Genomic DNA, 25,394 nt, shown 5'->3' on the forward strand with positions numbered 1-25,394 from the left:
GCAATGACAGACATTGGAGAATTGCACCGATTAGCTCGGCAGATCCGCCTGGAAACCTTGAAAACGCTTACCGGGCTGGGGTTTGGTCACTACGGTGGCTGTATGTCGATAGTGGAAACGCTGGCGGTGTTGTATGGCGCGGTGATGCGCATTAACCCTACGCAGCCGGATTGGTCTGGGCGTGACTACTTCGTTTTGTCGAAAGGTCATGCCGGTCCCACGTTATATAGCATCTTGGCAATTAAGGGTTACTTTCCGCTGGAGCAACTGAAAACGTTGAATCACAACGGTACCCACTTGCCAAGCCATCCGGATCGCTTATTGACGCACGGGGTAGATGCCACCACCGGTTCGCTCGGGCAAGGTGTTTCTATTGCCACCGGTATGGCTCTGTCGCATCAGTTGGCGGGTCGAGAGAACCGGGTGTTCACTATTCTAGGGGATGGTGAGCTGAATGAAGGGCAGTGCTGGGAAGCATTTCAATTTATTGCCCACCACAACCTGCATAATCTGACGCTATTTATCGATTACAACAAACAACAACTGGATGGCCCACTGGAGGAAGTCATCAAACCCTTTGATCTGGAGGCCAAATTCAGCGCGTTCGGTTTTGATGTCCAGACTGTTCGCGGGGATGATATTGCGGCGATCTATGATGCGGTGATGCCAGCGCGTAGCGGTGAACAGCGGCCGTTGGTGGTGATCCTCGATAGCATCAAGGGGCAGGGTGTCGCTTATCTGGAGCAGTTGAAAAACTCACACCATTTGCGTTTGACTCCCGAGGTTCAGTTGGAGATCGAAAAGGCGATAGCCATCCTGGAGGCCGCTTATGTTTAATGTCGACCCACAACAGGGCAAAGACAACATAGAAATGCGCAAAGTGTATGCGGGGGTGATGCGCGAACAAATGGCCGCGGGCAAGCCGGTGATTGCACTGGAAGCGGATCTGATGAGCTCGATGGCGATGGATGGCGTGCATAACGACTATCCACACCATGTTATCAACTGCGGGATTATGGAGGCCAATGTGATCGGCGTCGCAGCCGGTTTGTCGCTTACCGGGCGAGTGCCTTTTGTCCATACCTTTAGCGCTTTTGCCAGTCGCCGCTGTTTCGACCAGCTGTTTATGGCGCTCGATTATCAGCGCAATAACGTCAAGGTGATCGCTTCTGATGCGGGGATTGCTGCCTGCCATAACGGGGGCACCCATATGTCATTTGAGGATATGGGGACGGTGCGTGGCCTGGCTCATGCGGTGGTGTTGGAAGTGACCGATGCCACCATGTTCCAGGACATTTTACGGCAACTGGTTGAGCTGAAAGGGTTCTACTGGGTACGTACTATCCGTAAACAGGCAACGCGTATCTACCAGGAGGGCTCTCGCTTCACCATCGGCAAAGGCAATCTGCTGCGTGATGGCAATGATATTACTTTGATTGCCAATGGCATCATGGTGGCTGAGGCATTACAGGCGGCGCAGATGCTGGAACGGCAAGGTGTCAGTGCGGCGGTGATAGATATGTTCACGCTTAAACCGATCGACCGTGACATCATCCAAACCTATGCTGCGAAAACGGGTCGCGTAGTCACTTGTGAAAACCACAGTATCCATAATGGCCTGGGCTCGGCAGTCGCCGAAGTCTTGGTGGAAGAGTGCCCAGTGCCAATGCGGCGAGTAGGGGTGAAAGGGCGCTATGGGCAGGTGGGAACACAGGCATTTCTACAACAGGAGTATGGGCTGACGGCGGAGCATATTGTGGCCGCCGCCAGAGAGTTACTGTAAGCAGACCAACCAGGGGTGTCACTAGCTGTGACACCCCCTGGCTTTTTGCACTGATACTCGCCATCAATCACCCACACATTTTGTTCTACAAGGTGAATGAACTCAGCTATCCAAGGCGAAGAAGGTTTCCAACTGCTGATTAAATAGTTCAGGACAAGCCAAGTTGGAGATGTGCGAAGCAGGCAAAATAGCCAGTTGCGCATCGGCGGCGTGGCTGACTAGCCATTTGGCATCGGCTACGGTGGTGACGGGATCCTGCTCCCCGGCAATCACCAGCATAGGTACGCTCATCTGTGGCACTTCAGCACGCAGATCGGCTAATGCCAGCGCTTGGCAACAGGCGGCATAACCCACCGCATTCCCTTGCGCCAAGGCTTGCACCAAGGCAGAACACTGTTGCGGTTGCTGGCGCAGGAAATCTGGTGAAAACCATCGTTCGGCGGCGGTTGCGGCGATCGGTGCCAAACCTTCCTGACGGACTTGTTGCGCCCGTTGTTGCCAGCCTTCCGTGCTGCCGATACGCGCGGCTGTATTCGCCACCACTATTTTTTTGAAACGTAGCGGATGATAGCGGTTGAGCCACAAGCCGGTGAGCCCTCCCATGGAGATCCCGCAGAAATAAGCACGTTCCACATCCAGCTTATCCAGTAGATCAATCACATCCTGCCCGAGAATATCGAGGGTTAATGGGCTAGCAGGGAGTGGGGTGGCACCATGACCACGCTGGTTGTAACTCAGAACGCGGAATGATTGCGCCAACCGCTCGATTTGGGGTTGCCACAGTTCCAGCGTGGTGCCCAGTGAGTTGGAAAACACCAGCATAGGGGCATCCTGTGGGCCCTGCAGACGATAGTCAATATTCATGTCATACCCTCTCGATAATCAAAGCGATCCCTTGGCCGACACCGATGCACATGGCACACAGGCCATAGCGCCCGCCGGTTTTCTGCAGTTGCCGGGCGGCATTCATCACCAGCCGGCCACCGGAAGCCCCCAGAGGGTGACCGAGGGCGATTGCGCCGCCGTTCGGGTTAACGTTGGCAGCATCATCCGCTAACCCGAGGTCACGCATGACGGCCAAGGCTTGGGCAGCAAAGGCTTCATTAAGTTCGAAGACATCTATCTGATCCAGCTGCAATCCAGCGAGATGCAATACCTTACGCACTGCCTGGGCGGGGCCAAAACCCATGATGGTCGGTTCGATACCGGTGACGGCACTGGCAACGATGCGCCCCAGCGGTTGCAGACCATGCTGCCGCAGCCCCTGTTCACTGGCTAAGAGCAGGGCACAGGCCCCGTCGTTAAGGCCAGAGGCGTTACCTGCGGTGATGGTCCCTTGCGCATTGACTACCGGCTTGAGTTTTTCTAATGCCGCTAGGGTGGTAGCTCTCGGGTGTTCATCTTGTGTAAAGCACAATGGCTCCCCTTTTTTCTGCGGCACATTCACTTCGATCAACTGTGAATGGTAGAAGCCACTCTCTTGTGCAGCAGCGGTGCGTTGTTGACTGCGCAACGCAAAGGCATCCTGATCCTGGCGGTTGATGCCAAACTTTAGCGCCACGTTTTCGGCTGTTTGTGGCATAGACTCGACACCATACAAGGCTTTCATCTGTGGATTGATAAAACGCCAACCCATGGTGGTATCTTCTAACTGCATGGTGCGGCTGAAGGCACTCTCCGCTTTGCCCATGACGAAGGGGGCTCGCGACATGCTCTCAACGCCACCGGCAATCACCAGGTGGTTTTCACCGGTCTTGATGGATCGGGCAGCCATTGCCACGGCATCCAGGCTGGAACCACAGAGTCGGTTCAAGGTACAACCGGGAACCGAAGGGGGCAACCCCGCCAGCAGCAGAGCCATACGCGCCACGTTACGGTTATCCTCACCCGCCTGATTGGCGCAACCGAACAGCACATCATCCAATGCACTCCAGTCTAGCGCTGGGTGGCGCTGCATCAGTGCCTTCAGCGGTAGCGCGGCCAAGTCATCGGCACGAATGGTCGCCAAGCTACCGTTCAGCTTGCCGAATGGGGTACGGACGGCATCACACAGATAGGCTGAGTGCATGTGGTTTCTCTCCATGCTGAAGGGCAAAGGTCAGTTCGACTGGGGTAATATCTTGCAGTTGCTGTGGGGTCAAACCGCCAAAAATTTCTCTTACCACCAGCCCTTGTGGTGTGACATCAATCACCGCTAGGTCACTGTAGATACGGTCGATGCAGCCAACCCCCGTCAGCGGATAGGTGCACTGTTTAACGATTTTACATTCGCCTTTTTTAGTCAGGTGCTCGGTCATCACAAATACCTGGCGTGCTCCGATGGCCAAGTCCATCGCCCCGCCTACCGCCGGAATCGCCCCTGCAGCACCGGTACTCCAGTTGGCTAAGTCACCTCGCTCAGAGACTTGATAAGCCCCTAATACGCAGATATCCAAATGGCCGCCGCGCATCATGGCGAAGGAATCACCATGGTGGAAGAAACAGCCACCGGCTAGCAGGGTAACCGGTTGTTTACCGGCATTGATCAGCTCGGGATCTTCCTCCCCGGCTGAAGGGGCGGGCCCCATGCCGAGGATGCCGTTTTCGCTGTGCAGGAAGATCTCTTTATCGGCAGGGAGGTAGTTGGCAATTTGGGTGGGGATGCCAATGCCCAGATTCACGTAGGCCCCTTCTGGGATATCACGCGCAATCCGCTGGGCTAACTGTGGATGAGTGAGTTTTAACATAAAATGCCGCCTTAAGCCGATAGTTGCTGTGGCGTTGCCGGAGTGACAACCACACGTTGTACGAAGATCCCAGGAGTAATGACATTTTCCGGGGCCAGTTCACCCAAAGAGAGCAACTGATTGACTTCTGCGATGGTGCAGGTGGCGGCCATCGCCATGATGGGGCCGAAATTACGCCCGGTCTTGTTGTAGACCAGGTTGCCCCAGCGGTCGGCACTCTCGGCCTTGATCAGCGCAAAATCAGCTTTCAACGGCAGTTCAAACACATATTGGCGACCATTGATCTCGCGGGTTTCCTTGTTTTCCGCCAACAAGGTGCCAAACCCTGTTGGGGTATAGATCCCGCCCAGCCCCGAGCCCCCGGCCTGGATCCGTGCGGCGAGATTACCCTGTGGGATCAGCTCTAACTCCAGTTCTCCACTGCGATAGAGATCATCAAATACCCATGAATCTGATTGGCGTGGGAAGGAACAAATCACCTTGCGGACACAGCCAGCTTTCAGCAGTGCCGCCAGGCCAAAATCACCGTTACCAGCATTGTTGCTAATCAGCGTCAGGTCACGTGGACGCCGGCGGATCAGCGCATCGAGCAGGGCATAAGGCTGCCCGGCAGGGCCAAACCCGCCTACCATCAAAGTGGCTCCATCCGCGATATCGGCTACGGCGCTATCGATGGAAGCTATGCTTTTGTTGATCATCTCTTCTCCTGCATCTGCGGTTGTTTTTACTTGAGGATCTCAACTTAGGGGATTAAAATTTGAGCGACAAGTTCGATTATCGTCTGTTTGTGCGATTATCGGTTTATTTGTTATTTTGATGTTAATTTTGTGATGCAGGTAGATAATTTGATATTTGCCGCTGTACGTCCTGTACTGCTTGCCAACTATCTGCTTAATACGATGATTCATATTAAAAAAGAGAAGCAGTGATGAGTGATGAACCGAAGTTCCCTAGTGACCTGAAGTTACCTAGCGAAGAGCTACAGCGATTGCAGGAAATTGGTGAGTTAACCAACGATAAATATAAGGGCGACCCGAACTTTATGGCCTCGTTGGCCAGAGGGCTGGAGGTGTTACAGGCGTTCAAACCGAACTATTCGGAGATGTCCGTCTCGGAAATTGCACAGATCACCGCCATTCCCCGGGCAGCGGTGCGCCGTTGTCTCTATACCTTGAAAGCGTTGGGCTTTGTCCATTGCCCAGATGGCCGTCACTATCGCCTGTTACCCCGGGTGCTGACCCTGGGGCATGCTTATCTCTCGTCTTCGGAACTGGCGAAAGCGGCACAAAATTCGCTGGATTATCTGAGTAAGCTGCTCAATGAATCCTGTTCCGTGGCAACGTTGGATGGTGACCAGATCCTCTATGTCGCCCGTGCTGGGGTAAAACGCATTATGACCATTGATCTGGGCCGTGGCAGCCGCTTGCCGGCCTATGCGACCTCAATGGGGATGGTATTACTCAGCGCACTTGATACTCAACAGCTAGATAATTACTTATCACGGGTCACGCTCTCGCCACTCACTGAGTTTACCATTACCCAAGCCGAGGTATTACGTGCCGAATTAGCACAAGTTCGCCGCCAGGGATACGCCATCAACGAACAGCAACTGGAAATCGGCCTGCGTTCGATCGCCGTTCCCATGTATTCGCGTAAAGGGGGCGTGGTGGCGGCGATGAATGTGGGGGTTAATGCCTCACAGGTTTCCGCGTCGGAACTGCGGGAACGGGTATTACCCCAGCTACAGCGGGCTGCGATGGAACTGGCGTTATTGCTGTAGTTCCAGCAACGGGCTCAGGGTAATGGCGCGGGTTTAATATAGCTAATGCCTTCTTCTTCATACAGGCTGTAGATCATTTTCAACAGGGTCTTGATATCATCCGATTCATCCAGCAAGCGGGTGCTCATGATAATGGGGGAGACCAGGTATTGCTCATTTAGCGTCTTATAGACCACATCCTGGCGTTTCAAGCTGTGCAGGCACTGGGGAACCAAGGTGATACCTTCCCCGGCGGCGACCAATCCTAAAGCCACCTGCAGCTCACGTACCTCCATGATCCTGGCAGGTTCAAGTGCACGATCACGGAAGGTGGCCAACACCTGGTCGGCAAAACTGGGTCGCGGAGTTTGCGGGTAAACAATCAGGGTTTCTGCTTGCAGGTTGCGTAACGTCAATTGAGCTCTTTGGGCCAGAGGATGGTCGGCAGCCATGGCGGCCATTAAGATTTCATCCCGCAGCACTACGCGGCGCACGTTGGCATCCTCATAGCGGATACGGCCAAACCCGACATCGATCTCGCCCATTTTCAGTGCCTGGATCTGCTCCATGGTGGTCATTTCTTTCAGACTCATGGCGACTTCTGGGTATTGGGTGCGAAAACGACGGATCAGGCGCGGCAAAATGCCATATAGCGTTGAGGCAACAAAACCGATCGACAGCGATCGTTCGAGCTGACCAACACGTTGGGTCATTGACTTGAGTTCAACGCTTTGCGCCAGGAATTGTAATGCATGGCGGTAAAAAAAACGGCCAGCCTCGGTCAGCTTCAGTGGACGGAAACCCCGTTCAAACAGCGAGACCCCCAGATCCTCTTCCAACTGCTGAATCTGCCGACTTAGCGGCGGCTGGCTGATATGTAGCCGTTCTGCCGCACGACTGAAATTCAACTCTTCCGCGACGGCGACAAAATAACGTAAATGGCGCAGTTCCATAACTATCCCTTTCCTAGAATGACATCCGTCCTCGAATTACACCCGCCCTAGAATTATACCTTTAAGGTATCAAGTTGATGCTAAATCGGTGTTAGACGGCCAGCATAAGCTGGTTATATGGTCATATACAACCTGAATATATCTACTTGATACCGTAAAAATATGATTAAAACGATTGAAACCCTATTGTTGGATGTACCCGCCATCCGTCCTCACCGTCTGTCGATGGCCACGGTCAATGTGCAGACCTTGGTCCTGGTCCGGGTGTTGTGTGAAGACGGCATTGAAGGCTGGGGGGAGGCGACCACTATCGGTGGCCTGAGCTACGGCGAAGAGAGCCCGGAAAGTGTCAAGGTGAACATTGATACCTATCTGGCTCCGATGCTGGTGGGGATGGAAGCGAGCCAGGTAGCCAAGGTTATGGCCAGGCTGCGTAAGTCGATTCAAGGGAATCGCTTTGCCAAGTGCGCGTTGGAAACCGCCCTGTTGGATGCACAAGCGCGGCGGTTGAATATTCCACTCAGTGAACTGTTAGGGGGGCGGGTCCGCGATGCCTTGCCAGTCGCCTGGACATTGGCGAGTGGTGATACCCAAAAAGACATCGCTGAAGCAGAGAAAATGTTGGATTTGCGCCGCCACCGTATTTTTAAGCTCAAGATTGGCCTGCGTGCGGTAGAGGATGATGTCAAACATGTGCTGGCTATCAAGCGCGCATTGGGCGATGCGGTGAGTGTGCGTGTTGATGTTAATCAGGCCTGGAGCGAGCGGGATGCGGAACAAGGCATTGCGGCACTGGAAGCGGGGGGCATCGATTTAATAGAACAGCCAATCAAGGCTGAAAACCGTGAAGGTATGGCCCGTTTGGCCCGGCGTTTTACGGTGCCGATCATGGCTGATGAAGTGCTAAAAGGACCACAGGACGCATTTGAATTAGCCTCTCGTGCTGGTGCCGATGTGTTCTCGGTAAAAATCACCCAGTCCGGTGGGTTAACTCAGGCGAGGCAGGTTGCCGATATCGCCAGCCAGGCGGGGATCGACCTCTATGGTGGCACTATGCTGGAGGGGGCAATAGGCACCGCCGCTTCAGCTCATCTATTTGCCACTTTCAGTGAGTTGAAGCTGGGCAGCGAACTGTTTGGCCCATTATTGCTGACGGAAGATATCCTGACAGAACCCCTGGTCTACCGTGATTTCATGTTGCACGTGCCCACTGGTCCAGGCTTGGGCATTGAGATTGACCGTGACAAGCTGGCTGCTCTACGCCGCCCCCGATAGAATCTGCTACCAAGGACACCCGCTATGTTATTTCACGTGAAAATGGATGTGAACTTGCCAGCCACCATGCCGGAGGCAGAGGCCGCGGCACTGAAGGCGACGGAGAAGGCTCAATCACAAGCCCTGCAGGCCAGTGGACAGTGGCGTCACCTGTGGCGTATTGCAGGTCACTATTCCAACATTAGCCTGTTTGATGTCAGCAGTATTGATGAACTGCATCAACTGCTGTCGCAATTACCCCTATTTCCTTACATGACGATTCAGGTAATGCCTTTGTGTCGCCATCCCTCTTCGATCAGAGAGGATGACCGCTAAGCCATTCTAATAGCCATTACCCCAGTTTATGTCGCTGTTCCCTGGCAGGGAAATACTGCCGGGGAGAATAAAAAAGAAAACCGTTAAACCAAAAAAAACAGCCGCAGGAATGTACCCCCTCGGCTCAGTAATTTTTTACTGCCAATATCAATACGGAGCAATGACATGACGCACAATGAAATCGATACCTTGGTCAACAGCTTTATTGTTGACACTGCAAAAGGCGAAGTGGATCCACGTGTTCAACAGGTGACGGTACGTTTAGTCAGTGACCTGTTTAAAGCGATTGAGGATCTGGATCTTCAGCCCAGTGAGATCTGGAAAGGGTTGGAGTATATGGCACAAACCGGTGCCAGCCATGAAATGGGGTTACTGGCCGCTGGGTTGGGACTTGAACGTTTCATTGATATTCGCGCCGATGAGGCTGAAGCGAGAGTCGGCCTGACCGGCGGTACACCACGCACCATCGAAGGGCCGTTGTACGTGGCTGGTGCGCCGGTTTGCCAAGGTTTCGCACGCCTGGATGATGGTAAAGAGAGTGCCGAAGGTGAAGTGCTGTTTATGCAGGGGAAGGTATTGGATGCTAATGGCACACCGTTGCCTGGTGCCACTGTAGAGGTTTGGCATGCCAACCTGATGGGCAATTATTCATTCTTCGACAAGAGCCAATCGGCGTTCAACTTGCGTCGCACCATTATCACCGATAGCGAAGGCAATTATCAGTTCCGCAGTATTGTACCCCGTGGCTATGGCTGTCCACCGGAGGGTACCACTCAGCAGTTGCTGAACTTACTGGGCCGCCACGGTCGCCGCCCTGCGCATATCCACTTTTTCGTCTATGCCGATGGTTATCGCAAACTGACTACCCAGATCAATATCGACGGTGACGAGTATCTGTGGGATGACTTTGCCTTTGCGAGCCGTGAAGGACTGGTACCACAGGTGAAAAAGATCTCTGCAGCGGAGCAGCTAGACCGTAAGCAACTCAGCCAGCCTTTTGCCTCCATCGATTTTAACTTTACGTTGCATAAAGAGCGTGCGGCTGCACCGGAAGCTAACGTTGAGCGCAAACGCGCCAAGGCTTGATCAGGCTGTTCACTGTCTCGCGCTGAGGCAATGGAGCCAGCTTAACATTGCGTTGTTCTCAACCGGGACAACGCCTCTCCTCACCATTTTACGATACCCAGATTCAGATATGTTGCAGGACAAAACGCATGACGTTGTGAACCACGTTTGCGCTGGCTGCAAAGGAGCGAGGCCCAGATGGGCCCGAGTCATGCAGACAACACTGCGACAGCTTGAATGGCGGCGGGTAACTATCAGCTACCTGGGGTGGCAGGGGACCAGTCAGAGGCCAGGTACCCAAGGTATAACAGGAGTATTGATGTGAGCACACCACAAGAATTACAAAACTGGCAACAGGTGATTGAGAATAGCCTCGATTTTCGCCCGCAAGAGGGGGTCTATCGGATTGCTCGATCGATGTTTACCAACCAGGCGTTGTTTGAGTTGGAAATGGAGCTGATTTTTGAGAAGCAGTGGATTTTCGCCTGTCACGAAAGCCAGATCCCCAACCCCCATGATTTTATTACGGTGCAAGCGGGCCGACAGCCGATGCTGGTCACCCGAGATGGCAAAGGGGAGCTGCATGCTCTGGCGAATACCTGCCAGCATCGAGGGGCGACATTGACCCGTGTTTGCCAAGGGAATCAGAGTACATTTACCTGCCCATTTCATGCCTGGTGCTATAAATCCGATGGTGCCTTGGCGAAAGTGAAAGCACCAGCGGAATATGGCAGTGATTTTGATAAAAGCCAGCACGGTTTAAAACAGGCACGTATTGCCAGCTACCGAGGTTTTGTTTTTATCAATCTGGATAATGAGTCCGAACAGAGTTTAGACGAGTTTCTGGGGGATACCCGGCTGTTCTTCGACATGATGCTGGAACAGTCAGACACCGCCGAACTTGAGGTGTTGCCTGGCATGTCAACCTACACCTATCCCGGTAACTGGAAATTACAGAATGAGAATGGGCTGGATGGTTATCACGTCAGCACCGTTCACTATAACTATGTTTCGACGGTCGCCCATCGGCGCGAGTTGAATATCCAGCGCAATGGCGCCAGCGATAACACACTGGATTACAGCAAGTTGGGGGCCGGGGATAAAGACACTGACGATGGCTGGTTCTCGTTCAAACAAGGCCATGGCCTGTTGTTCAGTGATATGCCCAATGCCGCCGATGTGCGCCCCGGTTATCGCCGTATCATGCCGAAACTACTGGATAAATACCCGCAGGAACGTGCTCAGTGGACCATGCATCGTCTGCGTAACCTTAATATTTACCCCAGTCTGTTTTTTATGGATCAGATCAGTTCTCAACTGCGCATTATTCGCCCGGTGAGTTGGAACAAAACCGAAGTGATCAGCTTGTGTCTCGGGGTTAAAGGGGAGTCAGACAGCGATCGCGAAAGCCGTATTCGCCAGTTTGAGGATTTCTTCAACGTTTCAGGCATGGGGACGCCAGACGACCTGGTGGAGTTCCGTGAGCAGCAGCGGGGTTTTGAGGCCCGAAGCACGCTGTGGAACGATATTTCACGTGGTCACCAGCATTGGCAATATGGTCCGACGCGGCACAGTGAGATTTTGCAGATCTCGCCAGCGATCACCGGTGTCGAAATTACCCATGAAGGATTGTATGTCAACCAGCACCGCGCATGGCAGCAGATGATGCTCGCGGGATTAAAGAAAAAAATACAGGCGGCCTGCTGAATCGGCGATTAGCCCGCGATGACGGAGAGACATCATGCAGAATATGACACCTGAGCAACGGCAATATGCCGTCGAGCAATTTTTATACCAGATGGCTGAGGCTTGCGATAATCAGGATTGGGATCGCTACCTCAGTTACTTTGCAGAAAATGTTGAGTTTCATGTTCCTCAGTGGCGCAGTGAGCATGAATATACCCAGGATCCGCGACGGGAAATGTCGTTGATCTATTATGCCAACCGTGCAGGCTTGGAGGATCGGGTATTTCGTATCCGTACGGGTAAGTCCGCCGCCTGTACGCCAATGCCACGCACGTTACATTTGATTAATAACGTCCGATGCCAGCCTGAACAGCAGGGGCAACAGGTTATCCATGTCAACTGGTTGACTCATTATTACCGCTTTGGAGAAAGCCGCCATTTTTTTGGCCGAGCGACTTACCATCTGCTTTGGCAAGACCAACAACTAAAAATCACGCGGAAACACGTCCTGGTGCTGAATGACAAAATTGACTCAGTGCTGGATTTTTACCATCTCTGATTGGCTACAGCGCGGTGGCGATGACCACCGCGACGACTAGCCGTCTTGACGCCAACCGTATTAACATTAACCGTATAAACATCAACCGTATTAAAACAGGAGCAATCATGACTCACAGCGCAGCCATTATTTTTCGCGATGGGCTTACGCAATTTATCCAGGTTGAGCCGAGTGAAACCCTGCTGGATGCCGCTTTTCGTCACGGGATCCAGCTCCCCCTGGATTGCCGTGAAGGGGTGTGCGCCACCTGCCGTGGGGTATGTGAAGCGGGCAGCATCGAAATGGAGTATGTCGATGATGAAGCGCTGAGTGCTCACGAGCTTGAACAAGGGCATATGCTGGCCTGCCAGACAAGGTTGAAGTCATCTGGGACTTTCTATTTTGATATCGACTCCAGCATTTGTCATCTTGCCCAGCAGAGCTACCGTGGGCGAGTGAGCGCGTTAGCGTTGCTCTCGGATACCGTAGCAACGCTGGAAATTACTCTGGAGCCAGGGGAAGCTGAATTGCACTATCTGCCCGGGCAGTACGCACGTATTGAGGTGCCTGGCAGTGGGGAAAGCCGCGCTTACTCTTATGCCAGTGGTAGTGTCCAATCAGGCCGGGTGCGCTTTTTGATCCGCTTGTTGCCGAGCGGATTGATGAGTGACTATCTACGCTCGGGTTGTCAGGTGGGGGAGAGCATTAACTTTACCGCTCCGTTTGGTGCATTTTATCTGCGTGAGGTAACGCGCCCACTGCTGTTTATTGCAGGCGGCACCGGGTTATCCGCGTTTCTCAGCATGCTGGAGAGTCTGGCAGAGAAGGGGGGGAGTTACCCGCCGATCCGGCTTTACTATGGTGTTAATCGCGAGAGTGAAATCAGTGAGTTGCAACGACTCGATGCGCTGGTGGAACAGCTTGATCATTTTAGCTATCAGGTGGTGGTCGCCACTCCGGGCGCCGAGTGGCAAGGTAAAAAGGGCTGGGTGACGGATGCGCTAGAAGAACATCAACTGCAACAACCCTTTGATGCCTATTTATGCGGGCCTCCACCGATGATTGAAGCGGCCAGTAACTGGTTGTCGGCTCACCCCATTGCCGAGCATAAGGTCTATTTCGAGCGCTTTATTTCCAGTTAAGACCTTAGCAGTGCCATTTTTTTGCTTTTGGGCGGGGATTATTTTTGGTGATGGTGATGGTGATGATGCGGGTGCGAAAATACATGGAGCATGAGTAGAAATTAGGGGGAGAACAGCAAACAGTCAGCTCCAGGCTAGGTGTGCCTGGAGCTGACAAGGTGCTTAGGCTTTGGCTGCTTGCGCATCCGCCTGAGCAGACTGAATTGCCGTCAGTGCTACGGTATAGACAATATCGTCAACCAGCGCACCGCGGGACAAGTCGTTTACTGGTTTACGCATCCCTTGCAGCATTGGCCCGATGGACACCAGATCAGCAGAGCGCTGTACCGCTTTGTAAGTGGTGTTACCGGTGTTCAGATCAGGGAAGATAAACACCGTGGCTTGACCCGCAACCGGTGAGTTAGGTGCTTTGGACTGAGCCACATCCGCCATGATCGCCGCATCGTACTGCAGTGGGCCATCAATGATCAGGTCTGGGCGTTTTTCTTGTGCCAAACGCGTGGCTTCACGCACTTTATCCACATCGCTGCCAGCACCGGAGTTACCGGTAGAGTAAGAGATCATCGCTACACGTGGGTCGATACCAAATGCCGCCGCCGAATCAGCAGACTGAATAGCGATTTCTGACAACTGTTCAGCCGTTGGGTCTGGGTTGATGGCACAGTCGCCATAAACCAGTACTTGATCCGGTAACAGCATAAAGAATACTGAAGACACCAGTGAACTGCCCGGTGCAGTTTTGATCAACTGCAAAGGTGGGCGGATGGTATTGGCGGTGGTGTGGACTGCACCGGAAACCAGGCCATCAACCTCACCTTTCTCCAGCATCAGCGTACCCAGAACCACATTATCTTCCAGTTGCTCGCGGGCAACCACTTCGGTCATCCCTTTACTCTTACGCAGTTCAACCAGACGTGGTACGTAGAGTTCGCGCACCGCGACTGGGTCGACAATCTCGATGCCTTTACCCAATTCAACGCCTTGCGCTGCCGCAACGCGCTTAATATCTTCTGGATTACCCAGCAGCACACATTCGGCAATACCACGTTCGGCACAAATAGCAGCGGCTTTCACGGTACGTGGCTCGTCGCCTTCTGGCAGCACGATACGTTTGCCTGCATTGCGTGCCAGTTCAGTCAGTTGGTAACGGAACGCTGGTGGCGACAGGCGACGTGAACGCTCTGACGCTGCGGTCAACGAATCGATCCATTCATTGCTGATGTGGCTTGCCACATAGTTTTGCACTTTTTCGATACGTTGATGGTCATCTGCCGGCACTTCAAGGTTGAAGCTTTGCAGGCTGAGTGACGTTTGCCAGGTGTTGGTATCAACCATAAAGACCGGCAAGCCGGTTTCAAAGGCTCGTTCACACAGTTTGTTAATTGAGGCTTCGATCTGGTAGCCACCGGTGAGCAAAATAGCACCGATTTCCACCCCGTTCATGGCGGCCAGACAAGCGGCAACCAGAACATCAGGACGGTCGGCTGAGGTGACCAGCAGAGAACCCGGGCGGAAGTGCTCCAGCATATGCGGGATACTGCGCGCACAGAAGGTGACGGATTTGACCCGGCGGGTCATGATGTCGCCTTTGTTAACCACACAAGCTTTCAGGTGGTGAGCCATATCGATAGCACGGGTGGCGATCAGATCAAAGCTCCAAGGTACGCAGCCTAAAACCGGCAGGGGGCTGTTGGCAAACAACACCGCAGGGTCAATATTAGCCACACTGGCTTTGCTTGAGTCATCAAAAATTTCAGACAGGTCTGGGCGTGTACGGCCCTGATCATCCACCGGAGCGTTTAATTTGTTAATGATCACACCGGTAATGTTTTTGTTCTTGCTGCCGCCAAAACTGGTACGGGCCAGTTCAATACGCTCGGTCAGTTGTGCCGGGGAGTCATTGCCCAGTGCCAGAACAAAGACGATTTCGGCATTCAGCGTTTTGGCAATTTCATAGTTCAGCGCATTGGCGAACTGATGCTTACGGGTGGGAACCAGGCCTTCGATCAGCACCACTTCTGCATCTTTGGTGTTCGCGTGGTAACGGGCCACGATCTCTTCCATCAACACATCTTGCTGGTTGGAACTCAGTAGACCTTCCACATAACTCATGCGCAGCGGTTCTGCTGCCGGAATGGTGGAGTTACTGCGGATGATCGCCGTCGTCTGGTCAAGAGTGTCGCCGCCGCTGCGTGGCTGGGCAATCGGTTTGAATACGCTCAGACGAACGCCTTTCTGCTCCATGGCGCGGATAACACCCAGGCTGACGCTGGTCAAACCAACGCTGGTGCCGGTTGGGATCAACATAATTGTACGTGACACAGAATAGTCCTCTTCACGGTTTATAGCCTGCAACGGGGCGCAGACAAAATGTGGCTCTAAAACAATATGCGGCTCTAAAACATATTTGGGTCTAAAACCATATATGGGCTCTAAAACAACACCGTCAGCCTAAGCTGACGGTGTGAAGAACCTTAATGGGTTAGACGGAACGCATCTTGCGCGATGACCAACTCTTCGTTGGTTGGGATCACCAGCGCCAAGCGGCTGCCATCTTTAGTGATATTACCCGATTTACCGAAACGAGCAGCCAGGTTGCGATCATGGTCAATCTCAAAACCGAGCAGGCCCAGTTTGTCGAGGGCCATTTCACGGACCATGGCAGCGTTTTCACCGATACCACCAGTGAAGATAACGGCATCCAGGCGGCCATCCATCAGAGCACAATAAGCGCCGATATACTTGGCCAGACGGTGGCAGTAGACATCCATAGCACGTTTGGCATCGGCTTTGGTTTCGTAGTTATCTTCTACATAACGGCAGTCACTGGTGACTTCAGTGAGGCCCAGCAGACCTGACTCTTTGGTCAGCATCTTGTTGATCTCGTCAATGCTCATCCCCATAGCATCGTGCAGATGGAAGATGATGGCCGGGTCGATATCACCACTGCGGGTACCCATGACCAAACCTTCCAGTGGGGTCAAGCCCATAGAGGTATCGACAGATTGACCGTTGCGAACCGCAGTAACAGAACCGCCATTGCCCAGATGACAGGTAATGAGATTCACTTCTTCAACCGGTTTGTTCAGGACTTTTGCCGCTTCTTGTGTGACGTAGAAGTGGCTGGTGCCGTGTGCACCGTAACGGCGAACGCCATGCTCGCGATATAAATTGTACGGCAGGGCATACAGATAGGATTCTTCAGGCATCGTCTGATGGAAAGCGGTGTCGAAGACGGCAACGTTTTTATCCGCCAGATCAGGGAAAGATTTTAACGCTTCTGCAATACCGATCAGATGGGCAGGGTTATGCAGTGGTGCAAAAGGGACGGCATCTTTGATACCCTGTAGCACTTCGTCGTTGATAACGGCAGAGGCGGTGAACTTCTCGCCACCGTGAACAATGCGGTGACCGATGGCGACCAATTGGGCGGAAAGCTCAGGTTTTTGTGCCAGAATAGTATTAACGATGAAGTGCAGCGCTTCGCTGTGCGCAGCCCCAGCACCCAGTGCCGCTTCTTGTTTGCTGCCATCCATTTTCCATTTAATGCGGGCCTCAGGAAGATGGAAACACTCGGCCAGACCAGAGAGGTGTTCTTCACCGTTGATGGCATCAATAATGGCGAATTTCAGAGAAGAACTGCCGCAGTTAAGAACCAGTACTAGCTTACTCGACATGGAAGTACCTACTTAAATTGTTGGTGTTGGTATTAAAAAGTCCAATACACGTGGTGAATAAAATGTCAACTACTCATCAAGCGTAGCGCATAATGGCTTTGACATTTATGATTAACATCATGTCAGTGACAGAAAGGCCATGATGATGAATAAGGTGTTGATTATCCGGTGATTAAATTACCCGGCTCTGCATTCCAATCGCATGCAAGTTGCCGCCAATCAGGAGGCGCCTTGTAAAATGACAGAGAACAGAGCAAAAAGCTGGCGGATCTCATATCATCTATTATTGGCATAAGATACCGATAGCCAGCTATAAATACAAAATAAATTTAAAGCTTCAACTTTTTTGTTGGTGTTTTTATAGGATTATTTTATTTTTTGTACATAAAGTTGAGATTGGCATGACAAGCAAACCCCCCGGTTCGTTAAGCTGGTTCCAGATTTTCCAGCGTGGACAGCATTACATGAAAACCTGGCCATCAGACAAACGTTTGGCGCCGGTATTCCCTGAAAATCGCGTGGCGAAGGCAACGCGTTTTGCGGTGCGTTTTATGCCGCCATTGGCGATATTTTCGCTCACTTGGCAAATTGCCCTGGGTGGTCAACTCGGCCCGGCCATTGCGACTGCGCTGTTTGCCTGTAGCTTGCCAATGCAAGGGCTATGGTGGTTGGGTCGCCGTTCAGTTACGCCTCTGCCGCCCACTTTATTACAGTGGTTCTTTGATCTGCGTAACAAACTGGTGGAGGCCGGGCAAGCTGTGGCCCCAGTGGAGGGGACGCCAACCTATCAGGCATTGGCGGAGGTGCTCAAGCGTGCCTTCAATCAATTGGACCAAACTTTTCTCGATGATCTTTAAACCGTTCAGGGGAGTTGCTCCGGCTTTTCCCCAGGCTACCCTTCGATAACCCCGGTCAAATCAAAAAAAGGCCCGGTTGTGATTCCACACCCTAACTCAGTATGCGATGCTTTCATCAATATGCAGTGTCAATGTGTAGTAATGAGGACTATAAAATGGAAATGACTAACGCCCAACGTTTGATTTTATCAAATCAATACAAGATGATGACTATGCTTGATCCCGATAATGCAGAACGTTATCGCCGCTTGCAGACCATTATTGAGCGCGGTTTTGGCTTGCAAATGCGTGAGCTGGATCGAGACTTCGGTGAAATGAGTGAGGAAGTGTGCCGTACCATCATCAATATTATGGAAATGCACCATGCACTGCAGGTATCGTGGGAAAACCTCAAGGAGCGTCAAGGGATAGATGAACGTCGTCTGGCTTTCCTGGGTTTTGATGCGGCGACCGAAGCACGTTTTCTGAGTTATGTCCGTTTCTTGGTGAATACCGAAGGGCGATATACGCATTTTGATTGCGGCAGTCACGGCTTTAATTCTCAGACTAAAATGTGGGAAAAGTACCAGCGTATGCTGGCAATCTGGTTATCGTGCCCACGTCAGTATCATTTAAGCGCGGTTGAAATTACGCAAATTATCAATGCTTGATCAAACTTAATGGGGTTTGCCGTGGAGTGTAAGGGGTTTCTGTTCGATCTTGATGGAACGTTAGTCGATTCATTGCCAGCAGTGGAGCGGGCTTGGATCCATTGGGCCAAGCGTCATGATATTAATGAGCAACAGGTATTGGATTTTATCCACGGAAAACAAGCGATAACCTCGCTGCGCCATTTTATGCCCAATGCCACGGAAGCCGAACTGGAACATGAGTTTGTCCTGTTGGAGCAGATAGAATCACAGGATACGCAAGGGGTGGTGGCCTTGCCGGGAGCCAAAGTGCTGCTGGAAGGGCTTACCGATATGGGTATTCCTTGGGCGATAGTGACTTCTGGCTCCATTCCGGTGGCCACTGCGCGCCGTATTGCTGGCGGGTTACCGCATCCTGAGGTGTTTATAACCTGTGAACGGGTCCAGCGGGGTAAACCGCAGCCAGATGCCTATCTGTTAGGTGCGGCAAGTTTAGGTTTGGCACCTGAGTCCTGTGTGGTGGTGGAGGATGCTCCCGCAGGGATTTTATCCGGGCTGGCAGCGGGTTGCCAGGTGATAGCCGTCAATGCCCCTGCCGATACGCCCAAATTGGATCAGGTTAATCTAATCCTCTCTTCGTTGACCCAAATCCGGGTGAGCAAGACGCCAGAGGGGGGGCGCATTGAAGTTGTGGCTTAAGCACACTCTTTTTCTTTCTGATGATTAGCCGCAGGGTTACTCATCAACCACGCTTTAAACGACAACGTTTCAAACTTATATAGCGTTCCAAACTATATATCGCGATTCAAACTATATAGCGATTCAAACAATATAGCGTTTCAAACAATAGCGATTCAAACGACAGGTGCGGGCTGCATGATTGGGCCCGTACCTGAGTCTCCCACCTGTTTTTCTGGCCTGTACCACTAACTGGAGAGGTTGTTGTGAACGGCGAATTACTTTGGGTTTTGATGTTACTGCTGGCAGCCATAGTGCTGTTTACTACCAACAAGTTGCGCATGGATGTCGTGGCGTTACTGGTCATTATTGCTTTTGTGCTAAGTGGTACTTTGACCTTGCAGGAAGCAACAACCGGTTTTAGTGATCCCAATGTGATTTTGATTGCAGCCCTGTTTGTAGTGGGGGAGGGTTTGGTACGTACTGGTGTGGTTTACCAAGTGGGTGATTGGCTGGTGAAAGTCGCGGGCAGCAGTGAAACCAAAATGTTGGTTTTGCTGATGCTCTGTGTTGCCGGGCTTGGGGCCATCATGAGTTCGACGGGCGTGGTAGCGATTTTTATTCCTGTGGTGCTCAGTGTCGCTGGGCGTATGAAGATCTCTCCAGGGCGGTTGATGATGCCGTTAAGCTTTGCTGGTTTGATCAGTGGCATGATGACGTTAGTTGCTACACCGCCCAATATGGTGGTCAATAGTGAACTGGTACGTGAGGGAATAGAGGGTTTTGGTTTCTTTGCGGTGACACCGATTGGTGTACTGGTTTTGGTTTTGGGAGTGGGATACATGTTGGTGGCACGGCGCTGGTTAGTGGACAATCGCGGTATTAACGCCAACGTTGACTGGCAGCGCCGGACCTTCCGTGATTTGATCCGCGACTATAAACTGGCTGGTCGGGCACGCCGTTTGGCGATCCGCAGTGGTTCACCGTTGATTGGTTGTTCGCTGGATGAGTTGCACCTCCGTGTTCGCTACAGTGCCAATGTGATTGGCATTGAGCGTTGGCGGCGCTTTCGTCGGGTGATGGTCAGCGCTTTTGCCAACACAGAACTGCGAGAAGGGGATGTCTTGTTGATCGATATATTTGATGACGATATCGATTTACGCCAGTTCTGCCGAGAACAACTATTGGAACCGATGGTATTGCGTGGCGAATATTTCTCTGAGCAGTCACGCAACGTCGGGATGGCAGAGGTTTCCTTAATTCCCAATTCGGCGCTGCTGGGGAAAAGTTTACGTGATGTCGGCTTTCGTCGCCGTTACGACCTCAACGTGGTGGGCATTCGTCGTAACGGTGAAACGTTGAAAGGTCAGTTGGCTAATATCCCGATCGAGTTGGGGGATATTCTGTTGGTCATCGGTGATTGGAAGGCCATTCGTCAGTTACAGGCTGAAAACCATGACTTTATGGTGTTGAATCTACCGGCAGAAGTTGATGAGGTGGCACCAGCAATCAATCAAGCCCCACACGCGTTGTTCTGCCTGGCGCTGATGGTGGCGATGATGCTGACCAAAGAGATCCCGAATCCAATAGCGGCATTGATTGCCTGCCTGTTGTTGGGGGCATTTCGTTGTATCGATATGGAGAGTGCCTATAAGGCCATCCATTGGCCGAGCCTTATTTTAATTGTCGGTATGATGCCCTTTGCCCAAGCATTGCAGAAAACCGGTGGTGTTGATCTGATTGTACGCGGTCTGATGGATATTGCCGGTGATGCCGGGCCCCGCGTGATGCTGGCTTGCCTATTTGTCTTGTGCTCAGTGATTGGGTTATTTATCTCTAACACCGCGACGGCGGTATTGATGGCACCCATTGCGATAGCCGCCGCTCAAAAGATGGGCGTCTCGCCTTATCCATTTGCCTTGGTTATCGCTATTGCCGCTTCTGCCGCTTTTATGACCCCTGTGTCCTCTCCGGTCAATACGCTGGTATTAGGACCAGGGAATTACAAATTTGGTGATTTTGTCAAAATAGGCGTGCCTTTTACCGTACTGGTGATGATGGTCAGTCTGATCGTTATTCCTTGGCTATATGCGTTTTAGACAAAATAGCCCCAGACGCGTAGATGACCAGGCGGCTGGGGCACTTGAGTTGGCGTGGTGACGAAAACAGGTCGGTTATAACGGTGTATCGATGCTGATTTCATCCAGTGACAAGCTGAAACTGGGAATAAACACCGTCATAAAATAGTCCATTTCTGGGCTATGGCGTAGCTGGAGTGTTTTTTCCAGGCGCGCTTTAGCCAGCTTGAATTCATTATTACCGGCCGATAACTCTTCCAGACATTTAACGAAGGCACATAACGCATCTGCCTGCTTGACGATCAGCTTCTCATCTTCGCTGTAATAATTTTCATCAAGGATTGGACGGAAATCGCTTTGTAACTCCGCTGGGATCATCTCAAGCAATTTTTGTTGGGCCACTTTCTCTATTTTTTTGTATTCGTGGGCAATTTGCGGGTTGTAATATTTAATCGGGGTGGGCATATCCCCGGTCAACACTTCGCTGACATCGTGGTACATCGCCAGCAGTGCCACGCGTTCTGCATTCAGGTTGCCATTAAATTTCCGATTCTTGATCACTGCCAGCGCATGGGCGACAAACGCAACCTGCAGGCTGTGTTCAGAAACGTTTTCAGTACGCACGTTGCGCATTAACGGCCAGCGGCTAATCAGTTTCAAACGGGACAGGTGAGCAAAGAAATGACTCTGGTTCATGGTGCTCTCTTTCTACAGCGATATGACAACAACAGGCAGACAGTATGGGTGCACAGCGTGCACCCAACAAGCTGATTACTGACGGTAGTTTTCGAGGAAACGCCCCAATTTACCTACGGCCATTTCCAGTTCATCTACACGGGGTAGGGTGACAATACGTACGTGGTCTGGATGAGGCCAATTGAACGCACTGCCCTGAACCAGCAGGACCTTTTCTTGTAACAGCAGGTCCAGAATCATCTTCTGGTCGTCATGAATATTAAAGCGTTTGGCGTCAATCTTCGGGAACATATAGAGGGCCCCTTGCGGTTTTACGCAGGAAACGCCAGGGATGTTATTCAGCAGTTCCCAAGTGCGATTACGTTGTTCATACAAACGGCCACCAGGCTGGATAAACTCGCTGATACTCTGGTATCCCCCCAGCGCGGTCTGAATGGCATGCTGCATAGGCACGTTGGCGCACAGGCGCATGGAGGCTAGCATTTCCAGCCCTTCAATATAACCTTTGGCATGTTTTTTCGGCCCGTTGAGCACCATCCATCCCTGGCGAAAACCCGCGACACGATAGGTTTTCGACAGGCCATTAAAGGTGATGGTCAGCAGGTCTGGTGCCAGTGCGGCAATCGAGTGATGAACCGCGTCGTCATAGAGGATCTTGTCGTAAATTTCATCAGAAAAAATGATCAGGTTATGCTGGCGGGCGATTTCGACAATCTCTTCCAGCAGGGCTTTACTGTATACCGCACCGGTCGGGTTATTAGGGTTAATAATGACAATGCCACGGGTGCGCGGTGTGATCTTGCGGCGGATATCATCCAGATCCGGAAACCAGCCAGCCTCTTCGTCACAGAGATAGTGCACCGCTTTACCACTGGAAAGCGAAACGGCGGCGGTCCACAGTGGGTAGTCTGGGGCTGGCACCAGCATTTCATCACCAGAATTAAGCAATGCCTGCATGGATTGAACGATGAGCTCGGATACCCCATTGCCAATATAGATATCCTCGACGGTCACATCACGCATATCACGGGCCTGATAGTGCTGCATGATCGCTTTACGCGCAGAGAACAACCCCTTGGAGTCGCAATAACCCTGTGCGGTAGGAAGATTACGGATGACATCCACCAGAATTTCATCTGGGGCATCAAAACCAAACGGTGCCGGATTGCCGATGTTCAGCTTCAGTACTTTGTTGCCTTCTTCCTCAAGACGCTTGGCTTCTTTGAGTACTGGGCCTCGAATGTCGTAACAGACGTTGTCCAGCTTGCTGGATTTATCAATGGGGGACATAAAAAGTTGAGCCTTTTACTTAGATTGAGCTTTTAGAGAGGGGTGTTTCTGCCATGGAACACCACAGTTGGTCCAATGTACTCCTGCAAGCGCCCTTTTTGAAGAGTCTTGTAAAGCTTTGGTGCTAACATTCGACTTGAACGGCATTCTAAGTGATTAAAGGTTTTGGCTGGTTTGTTATTGGTGATAAAATCTTAAAAGATGATTATTAATAGTGTATTGATTTAAGTTTATGCTATTAAAGCAGGAGAACGGTTTTGTTGGTATGGCACACGATGAGCGTTCGGAATGTCAAAATCAGTATAAATGATAACAAAATGTAAAAAACTGTTTGCAGAGTTATTATATGGTGGATGAAAAAGGTAAATGCGGCCACAATTCAGTTATCGGAGATCACATTAAATATATTTCAGTAATTCACTGAAGTTTTTTTTGATTACAACTTTATATATTCTAACTATCTCTAGTTGCTGGATAAAATGCGGTATGGTTTGAACAGCGCAGGCGCTTGCAGTGCGAGGGCGACTAGGGTCGAGTAACACAGTAAGCTCTTGAGTATCTGGGCATTGAGCCGAAATAATTCGGATTGCTTGTCAGCCGCAAGTCTGAGATAAATCGATTCCTGACCGATTAGCTCAATGGCGTTGTTACTCAGTTGGTTGTCTTTGGGGGTTCATTGTGATGTGTGCATTCGCCACTTGGCCGCCGCTCGTATGAACTTGGTTATAGAAAAAGCGATAGAGGTAACGAAATATAAGGAATTTTTTGCCCTCTTCTAATGAGTGGGTTACTGTCATGTCCGGCGCTTGCCATTTTCGGCGGCGTCTTGGAAATACACCAGGGTAGTTTGTAAGTAATAATTTAAAAAGTGAAGAAAACACTATGATAAGTGCAAAACGTCCGTTACTTAATCTCGATCTCGATCTGCTGAGAACATTTGTTGCTGTGGCTGATTTAAAGACGTTTGCGTCGGCGGCAGTTGCCGTCCGTCGTACTCAATCAGCCGTGAGTCAACAAATGCAGCGGTTAGAGCAATTAGTTAACAAAGAGTTGTTTGCTCGCCATGGGCGCAATAAGTTATTAACCGAACATGGTATCCAACTTCTCGGTTATGCCAGGAAAATTCTGCGTTTCAATGATGAAGCCTATGCTTCTTTGGTTTATGACGATGTCGATGGCGTGCTGACTATCGGTGCTTCTGACGATACCGCAGATACTCTTCTGCCTTTTCTGCTTAATCGTGTGACCACGGTTTACCCACGGCTGACCGTCGATGTGCGGGTGAAACGTAGCGCACAAACTATCGATATGCTGGAAAAAGGGGAAGTGGATTTAGCCATTACCACCACCGCTACAGGTGATCATCCGCATGTTGTACTGCGCAACTCCCCAACGTTGTGGTATTGCGCGGCAGATTACTTTTTACAGCCAGGGGAGCCGCTGCCGTTGGTGGTGCTCGACGAACCTAGCCCGTTCCGTGACATGGCGATTAAACATCTGGATGCTGCTGATATTCCTTGGCGTATCGCCTACGTTGCTTCCTCCTTATCTGCGGTGCGTGCTGCATGTAGGGCAGGTTTAGGAATTACTGCCCGGCCTATTGAGATGATGACCCCAGACTTGCGGGTACTGGGTGTAGCAGAGGGGTTACCTCCATTGCCGGATACTCAATATTCACTATGCAAAAATGTGACGTGTGAGAACGAACTGGCCATGACGATTTTTAATGCCGTGAAAAAGGGTAATGAGACTTACCATTTCGATACGGATAGTGTCTTGGTTGCGGAAGATTTCGGCCTCTTGGAGGATGACGAGTAATATCGTCAATTCCCCCCTTGGCGACTTGAGGGGGGTAACCGATTGAAGCGGACATACGATTTGAATGGGGTATCACCGGCGCTGTTTTGCGCCATGGTGAGACTTCGTTAAGTAAAACCTCTGTCTTTTGGGCAGAGGTTTTTTTTATAGCGCGATCCGGCAGGTACGAAAGGCGAATCCTTGTTATTTGCAAGGTTATCCGGCTGATTTGTTGTGCGTTTTTTGAACGAAAGTTGACAAAAATGGTTAAGCCGCCACACTTATTTTTAGTTTTTTCCCCGAAACGTGTCCTGGATCAAAAAAATACCCCGAGCTAGTGAGTGGAACAACAGGGAATTCCTGAGAGAATGGTATAGTAAAACTGAAATGTTGCCATTGGGTTATCTCTGAGTGCAGTTATCTAACGACTAACTGACACGATTTAGCTGA

General features: G+C 51.4%; 23 protein-coding genes. 14 read left to right on the forward strand and 9 right to left on the reverse strand.

Features of this window, described 5'->3' with window-relative positions; translation table 11 throughout:
• The first annotated feature begins 3 nt into the window (after window positions 1-3).
• Both AC2A06_RS05325 and AC2A06_RS05330 read left to right on the forward strand, forming a co-directional pair.
• On the forward strand, window positions 4-837 hold the full coding sequence (locus tag AC2A06_RS05325; protein WP_484379594.1) for a transketolase: 834 nt from the start codon (window positions 4-6) through the stop codon (window positions 835-837).
• Window positions 830-1,783 (forward strand): transketolase family protein, encoded by a 954-nt coding sequence (locus AC2A06_RS05330; protein WP_484379595.1) that lies wholly within the window; start codon window positions 830-832, stop codon window positions 1,781-1,783. The genes AC2A06_RS05325 and AC2A06_RS05330 overlap by 8 nt, the downstream gene beginning before the upstream one ends.
• Before the next feature lie 102 nt (window positions 1,784-1,885).
• Here AC2A06_RS05330 and pcaD read toward each other — a convergent pair whose 3' ends face one another.
• From pcaD to AC2A06_RS05350, 4 genes are read right to left on the reverse strand one after another with little or no spacing between them, the layout of a single operon-like run.
• Window positions 1,886-2,647: a 3-oxoadipate enol-lactonase gene (gene pcaD / locus AC2A06_RS05335; protein ID WP_484379596.1), complete on the reverse strand. Its 762-nt coding sequence runs from the start codon at window positions 2,645-2,647 to the stop codon at window positions 1,886-1,888.
• Window position 2,648: 1 nt separating this feature from the next.
• Complete coding sequence (pcaF, locus tag AC2A06_RS05340) at window positions 2,649-3,851, reverse strand: 3-oxoadipyl-CoA thiolase (RefSeq protein ID WP_473197370.1); 1,203 nt, start codon at window positions 3,849-3,851, stop codon at window positions 2,649-2,651.
• Window positions 3,829-4,509 carry a 3-oxoacid CoA-transferase subunit B gene (locus tag AC2A06_RS05345; RefSeq protein ID WP_023491540.1) on the reverse strand — a complete coding sequence of 227 codons (681 nt, stop codon included), beginning with the start codon at window positions 4,507-4,509 and terminating at the stop codon, window positions 3,829-3,831. The genes pcaF and AC2A06_RS05345 overlap by 23 nt, the downstream gene beginning before the upstream one ends.
• A gap of 11 nt (window positions 4,510-4,520) precedes the next feature.
• Window positions 4,521-5,207, reverse strand: a complete 687-nt coding sequence (locus tag AC2A06_RS05350) for a 3-oxoacid CoA-transferase subunit A (RefSeq protein ID WP_023491542.1) — start codon at window positions 5,205-5,207, stop codon at window positions 4,521-4,523.
• A gap of 230 nt (window positions 5,208-5,437) precedes the next feature.
• Here AC2A06_RS05350 and AC2A06_RS05355 point away from each other — a divergent pair, with 230 nt between their 5' ends.
• Entirely contained in the window at window positions 5,438-6,289 is an 852-nt protein-coding gene (locus AC2A06_RS05355; RefSeq protein WP_473197372.1) for an IclR family transcriptional regulator domain-containing protein, read from the forward strand.
• Window positions 6,290-6,303: 14 nt separating this feature from the next.
• On the opposite strand, the gene AC2A06_RS05360 is transcribed toward AC2A06_RS05355, so the two are convergent.
• Window positions 6,304-7,221 (reverse strand): LysR substrate-binding domain-containing protein, encoded by a 918-nt coding sequence (locus tag AC2A06_RS05360; protein ID WP_484379597.1) that lies wholly within the window; start codon window positions 7,219-7,221, stop codon window positions 6,304-6,306.
• A 162-nt stretch (window positions 7,222-7,383) separates the two neighbouring features.
• Between AC2A06_RS05360 and AC2A06_RS05365 the strand changes: the two genes are divergently transcribed.
• The 6 genes from AC2A06_RS05365 (at window position 7,384) to antC (ending at window position 13,242) form a co-directional block, all read left to right on the forward strand.
• Window positions 7,384-8,496, forward strand: coding sequence for a muconate/chloromuconate family cycloisomerase (locus AC2A06_RS05365; protein ID WP_484379598.1), 1,113 nt, complete (start codon window positions 7,384-7,386; stop codon window positions 8,494-8,496).
• 24 nt (window positions 8,497-8,520) lie between these two features.
• Window positions 8,521-8,811: a muconolactone Delta-isomerase gene (gene catC, locus AC2A06_RS05370; RefSeq protein WP_023491546.1), complete on the forward strand. Its 291-nt coding sequence runs from the start codon at window positions 8,521-8,523 to the stop codon at window positions 8,809-8,811.
• Window positions 8,812-8,976: 165 nt separating this feature from the next.
• A complete protein-coding gene (gene catA / locus AC2A06_RS05375; protein ID WP_484379599.1) occupies window positions 8,977-9,897 on the forward strand; it encodes a catechol 1,2-dioxygenase in 921 nt (306 codons plus the stop codon).
• 300 nt (window positions 9,898-10,197) lie between these two features.
• A complete protein-coding gene (antA, locus tag AC2A06_RS05380) occupies window positions 10,198-11,583 on the forward strand; it encodes an anthranilate 1,2-dioxygenase large subunit (RefSeq protein ID WP_484379600.1) in 1,386 nt (461 codons plus the stop codon).
• Window positions 11,584-11,617: 34 nt separating this feature from the next.
• Window positions 11,618-12,121 (forward strand): anthranilate 1,2-dioxygenase small subunit, encoded by a 504-nt coding sequence (antB, locus tag AC2A06_RS05385; RefSeq protein WP_484379601.1) that lies wholly within the window; start codon window positions 11,618-11,620, stop codon window positions 12,119-12,121.
• Between the two features lie 107 nt (window positions 12,122-12,228).
• A complete protein-coding gene (gene antC / locus AC2A06_RS05390) occupies window positions 12,229-13,242 on the forward strand; it encodes an anthranilate 1,2-dioxygenase electron transfer component AntC (protein WP_023491550.1) in 1,014 nt (337 codons plus the stop codon).
• Window positions 13,243-13,404: 162 nt separating this feature from the next.
• Here antC and pta read toward each other — a convergent pair whose 3' ends face one another.
• The gene (gene pta, locus AC2A06_RS05395; protein ID WP_484379602.1) at window positions 13,405-15,564 is read right to left on the reverse strand and encodes a phosphate acetyltransferase; all 2,160 of its coding nucleotides are present in this window, start codon (window positions 15,562-15,564) and stop codon (window positions 13,405-13,407) included.
• 152 nt (window positions 15,565-15,716) lie between these two features.
• Window positions 15,717-16,919: an acetate kinase gene (gene ackA / locus AC2A06_RS05400; protein ID WP_484379603.1), complete on the reverse strand. Its 1,203-nt coding sequence runs from the start codon at window positions 16,917-16,919 to the stop codon at window positions 15,717-15,719.
• Between the two features lie 401 nt (window positions 16,920-17,320).
• Here ackA and yfbV point away from each other — a divergent pair, with 401 nt between their 5' ends.
• From yfbV to AC2A06_RS05420, 4 genes are all read left to right on the forward strand, one after another.
• Entirely contained in the window at window positions 17,321-17,776 is a 456-nt protein-coding gene (gene yfbV / locus AC2A06_RS05405) for a terminus macrodomain insulation protein YfbV (RefSeq protein ID WP_023491553.1), read from the forward strand.
• A gap of 155 nt (window positions 17,777-17,931) precedes the next feature.
• Entirely contained in the window at window positions 17,932-18,426 is a 495-nt protein-coding gene (locus AC2A06_RS05410) for a YfbU family protein (protein ID WP_023491554.1), read from the forward strand.
• 21 nt (window positions 18,427-18,447) lie between these two features.
• Window positions 18,448-19,104: a sugar phosphatase gene (locus AC2A06_RS05415; protein ID WP_484379604.1), complete on the forward strand. Its 657-nt coding sequence runs from the start codon at window positions 18,448-18,450 to the stop codon at window positions 19,102-19,104.
• Between the two features lie 245 nt (window positions 19,105-19,349).
• Window positions 19,350-21,182 carry an SLC13 family permease gene (locus AC2A06_RS05420; protein ID WP_484379605.1) on the forward strand — a complete coding sequence of 611 codons (1,833 nt, stop codon included), beginning with the start codon at window positions 19,350-19,352 and terminating at the stop codon, window positions 21,180-21,182.
• Window positions 21,183-21,257: 75 nt separating this feature from the next.
• Here AC2A06_RS05420 and yfbR read toward each other — a convergent pair whose 3' ends face one another.
• Both yfbR and AC2A06_RS05430 read right to left on the reverse strand, forming a co-directional pair.
• Window positions 21,258-21,857, reverse strand: a complete 600-nt coding sequence (gene yfbR, locus AC2A06_RS05425; protein ID WP_484379606.1) for a 5'-deoxynucleotidase — start codon at window positions 21,855-21,857, stop codon at window positions 21,258-21,260.
• Between the two features lie 75 nt (window positions 21,858-21,932).
• Window positions 21,933-23,147: a pyridoxal phosphate-dependent aminotransferase gene (locus AC2A06_RS05430; RefSeq protein ID WP_473197379.1), complete on the reverse strand. Its 1,215-nt coding sequence runs from the start codon at window positions 23,145-23,147 to the stop codon at window positions 21,933-21,935.
• 882 nt (window positions 23,148-24,029) lie between these two features.
• Here AC2A06_RS05430 and lrhA point away from each other — a divergent pair.
• A complete protein-coding gene (gene lrhA, locus AC2A06_RS05435) occupies window positions 24,030-24,965 on the forward strand; it encodes a transcriptional regulator LrhA (RefSeq protein WP_473197380.1) in 936 nt (311 codons plus the stop codon).
• Window positions 24,966-25,394: the final 429 nt, after the last annotated feature.

Source organism: Serratia sp. HNCC26DJ244, from assembly GCF_057180565.1.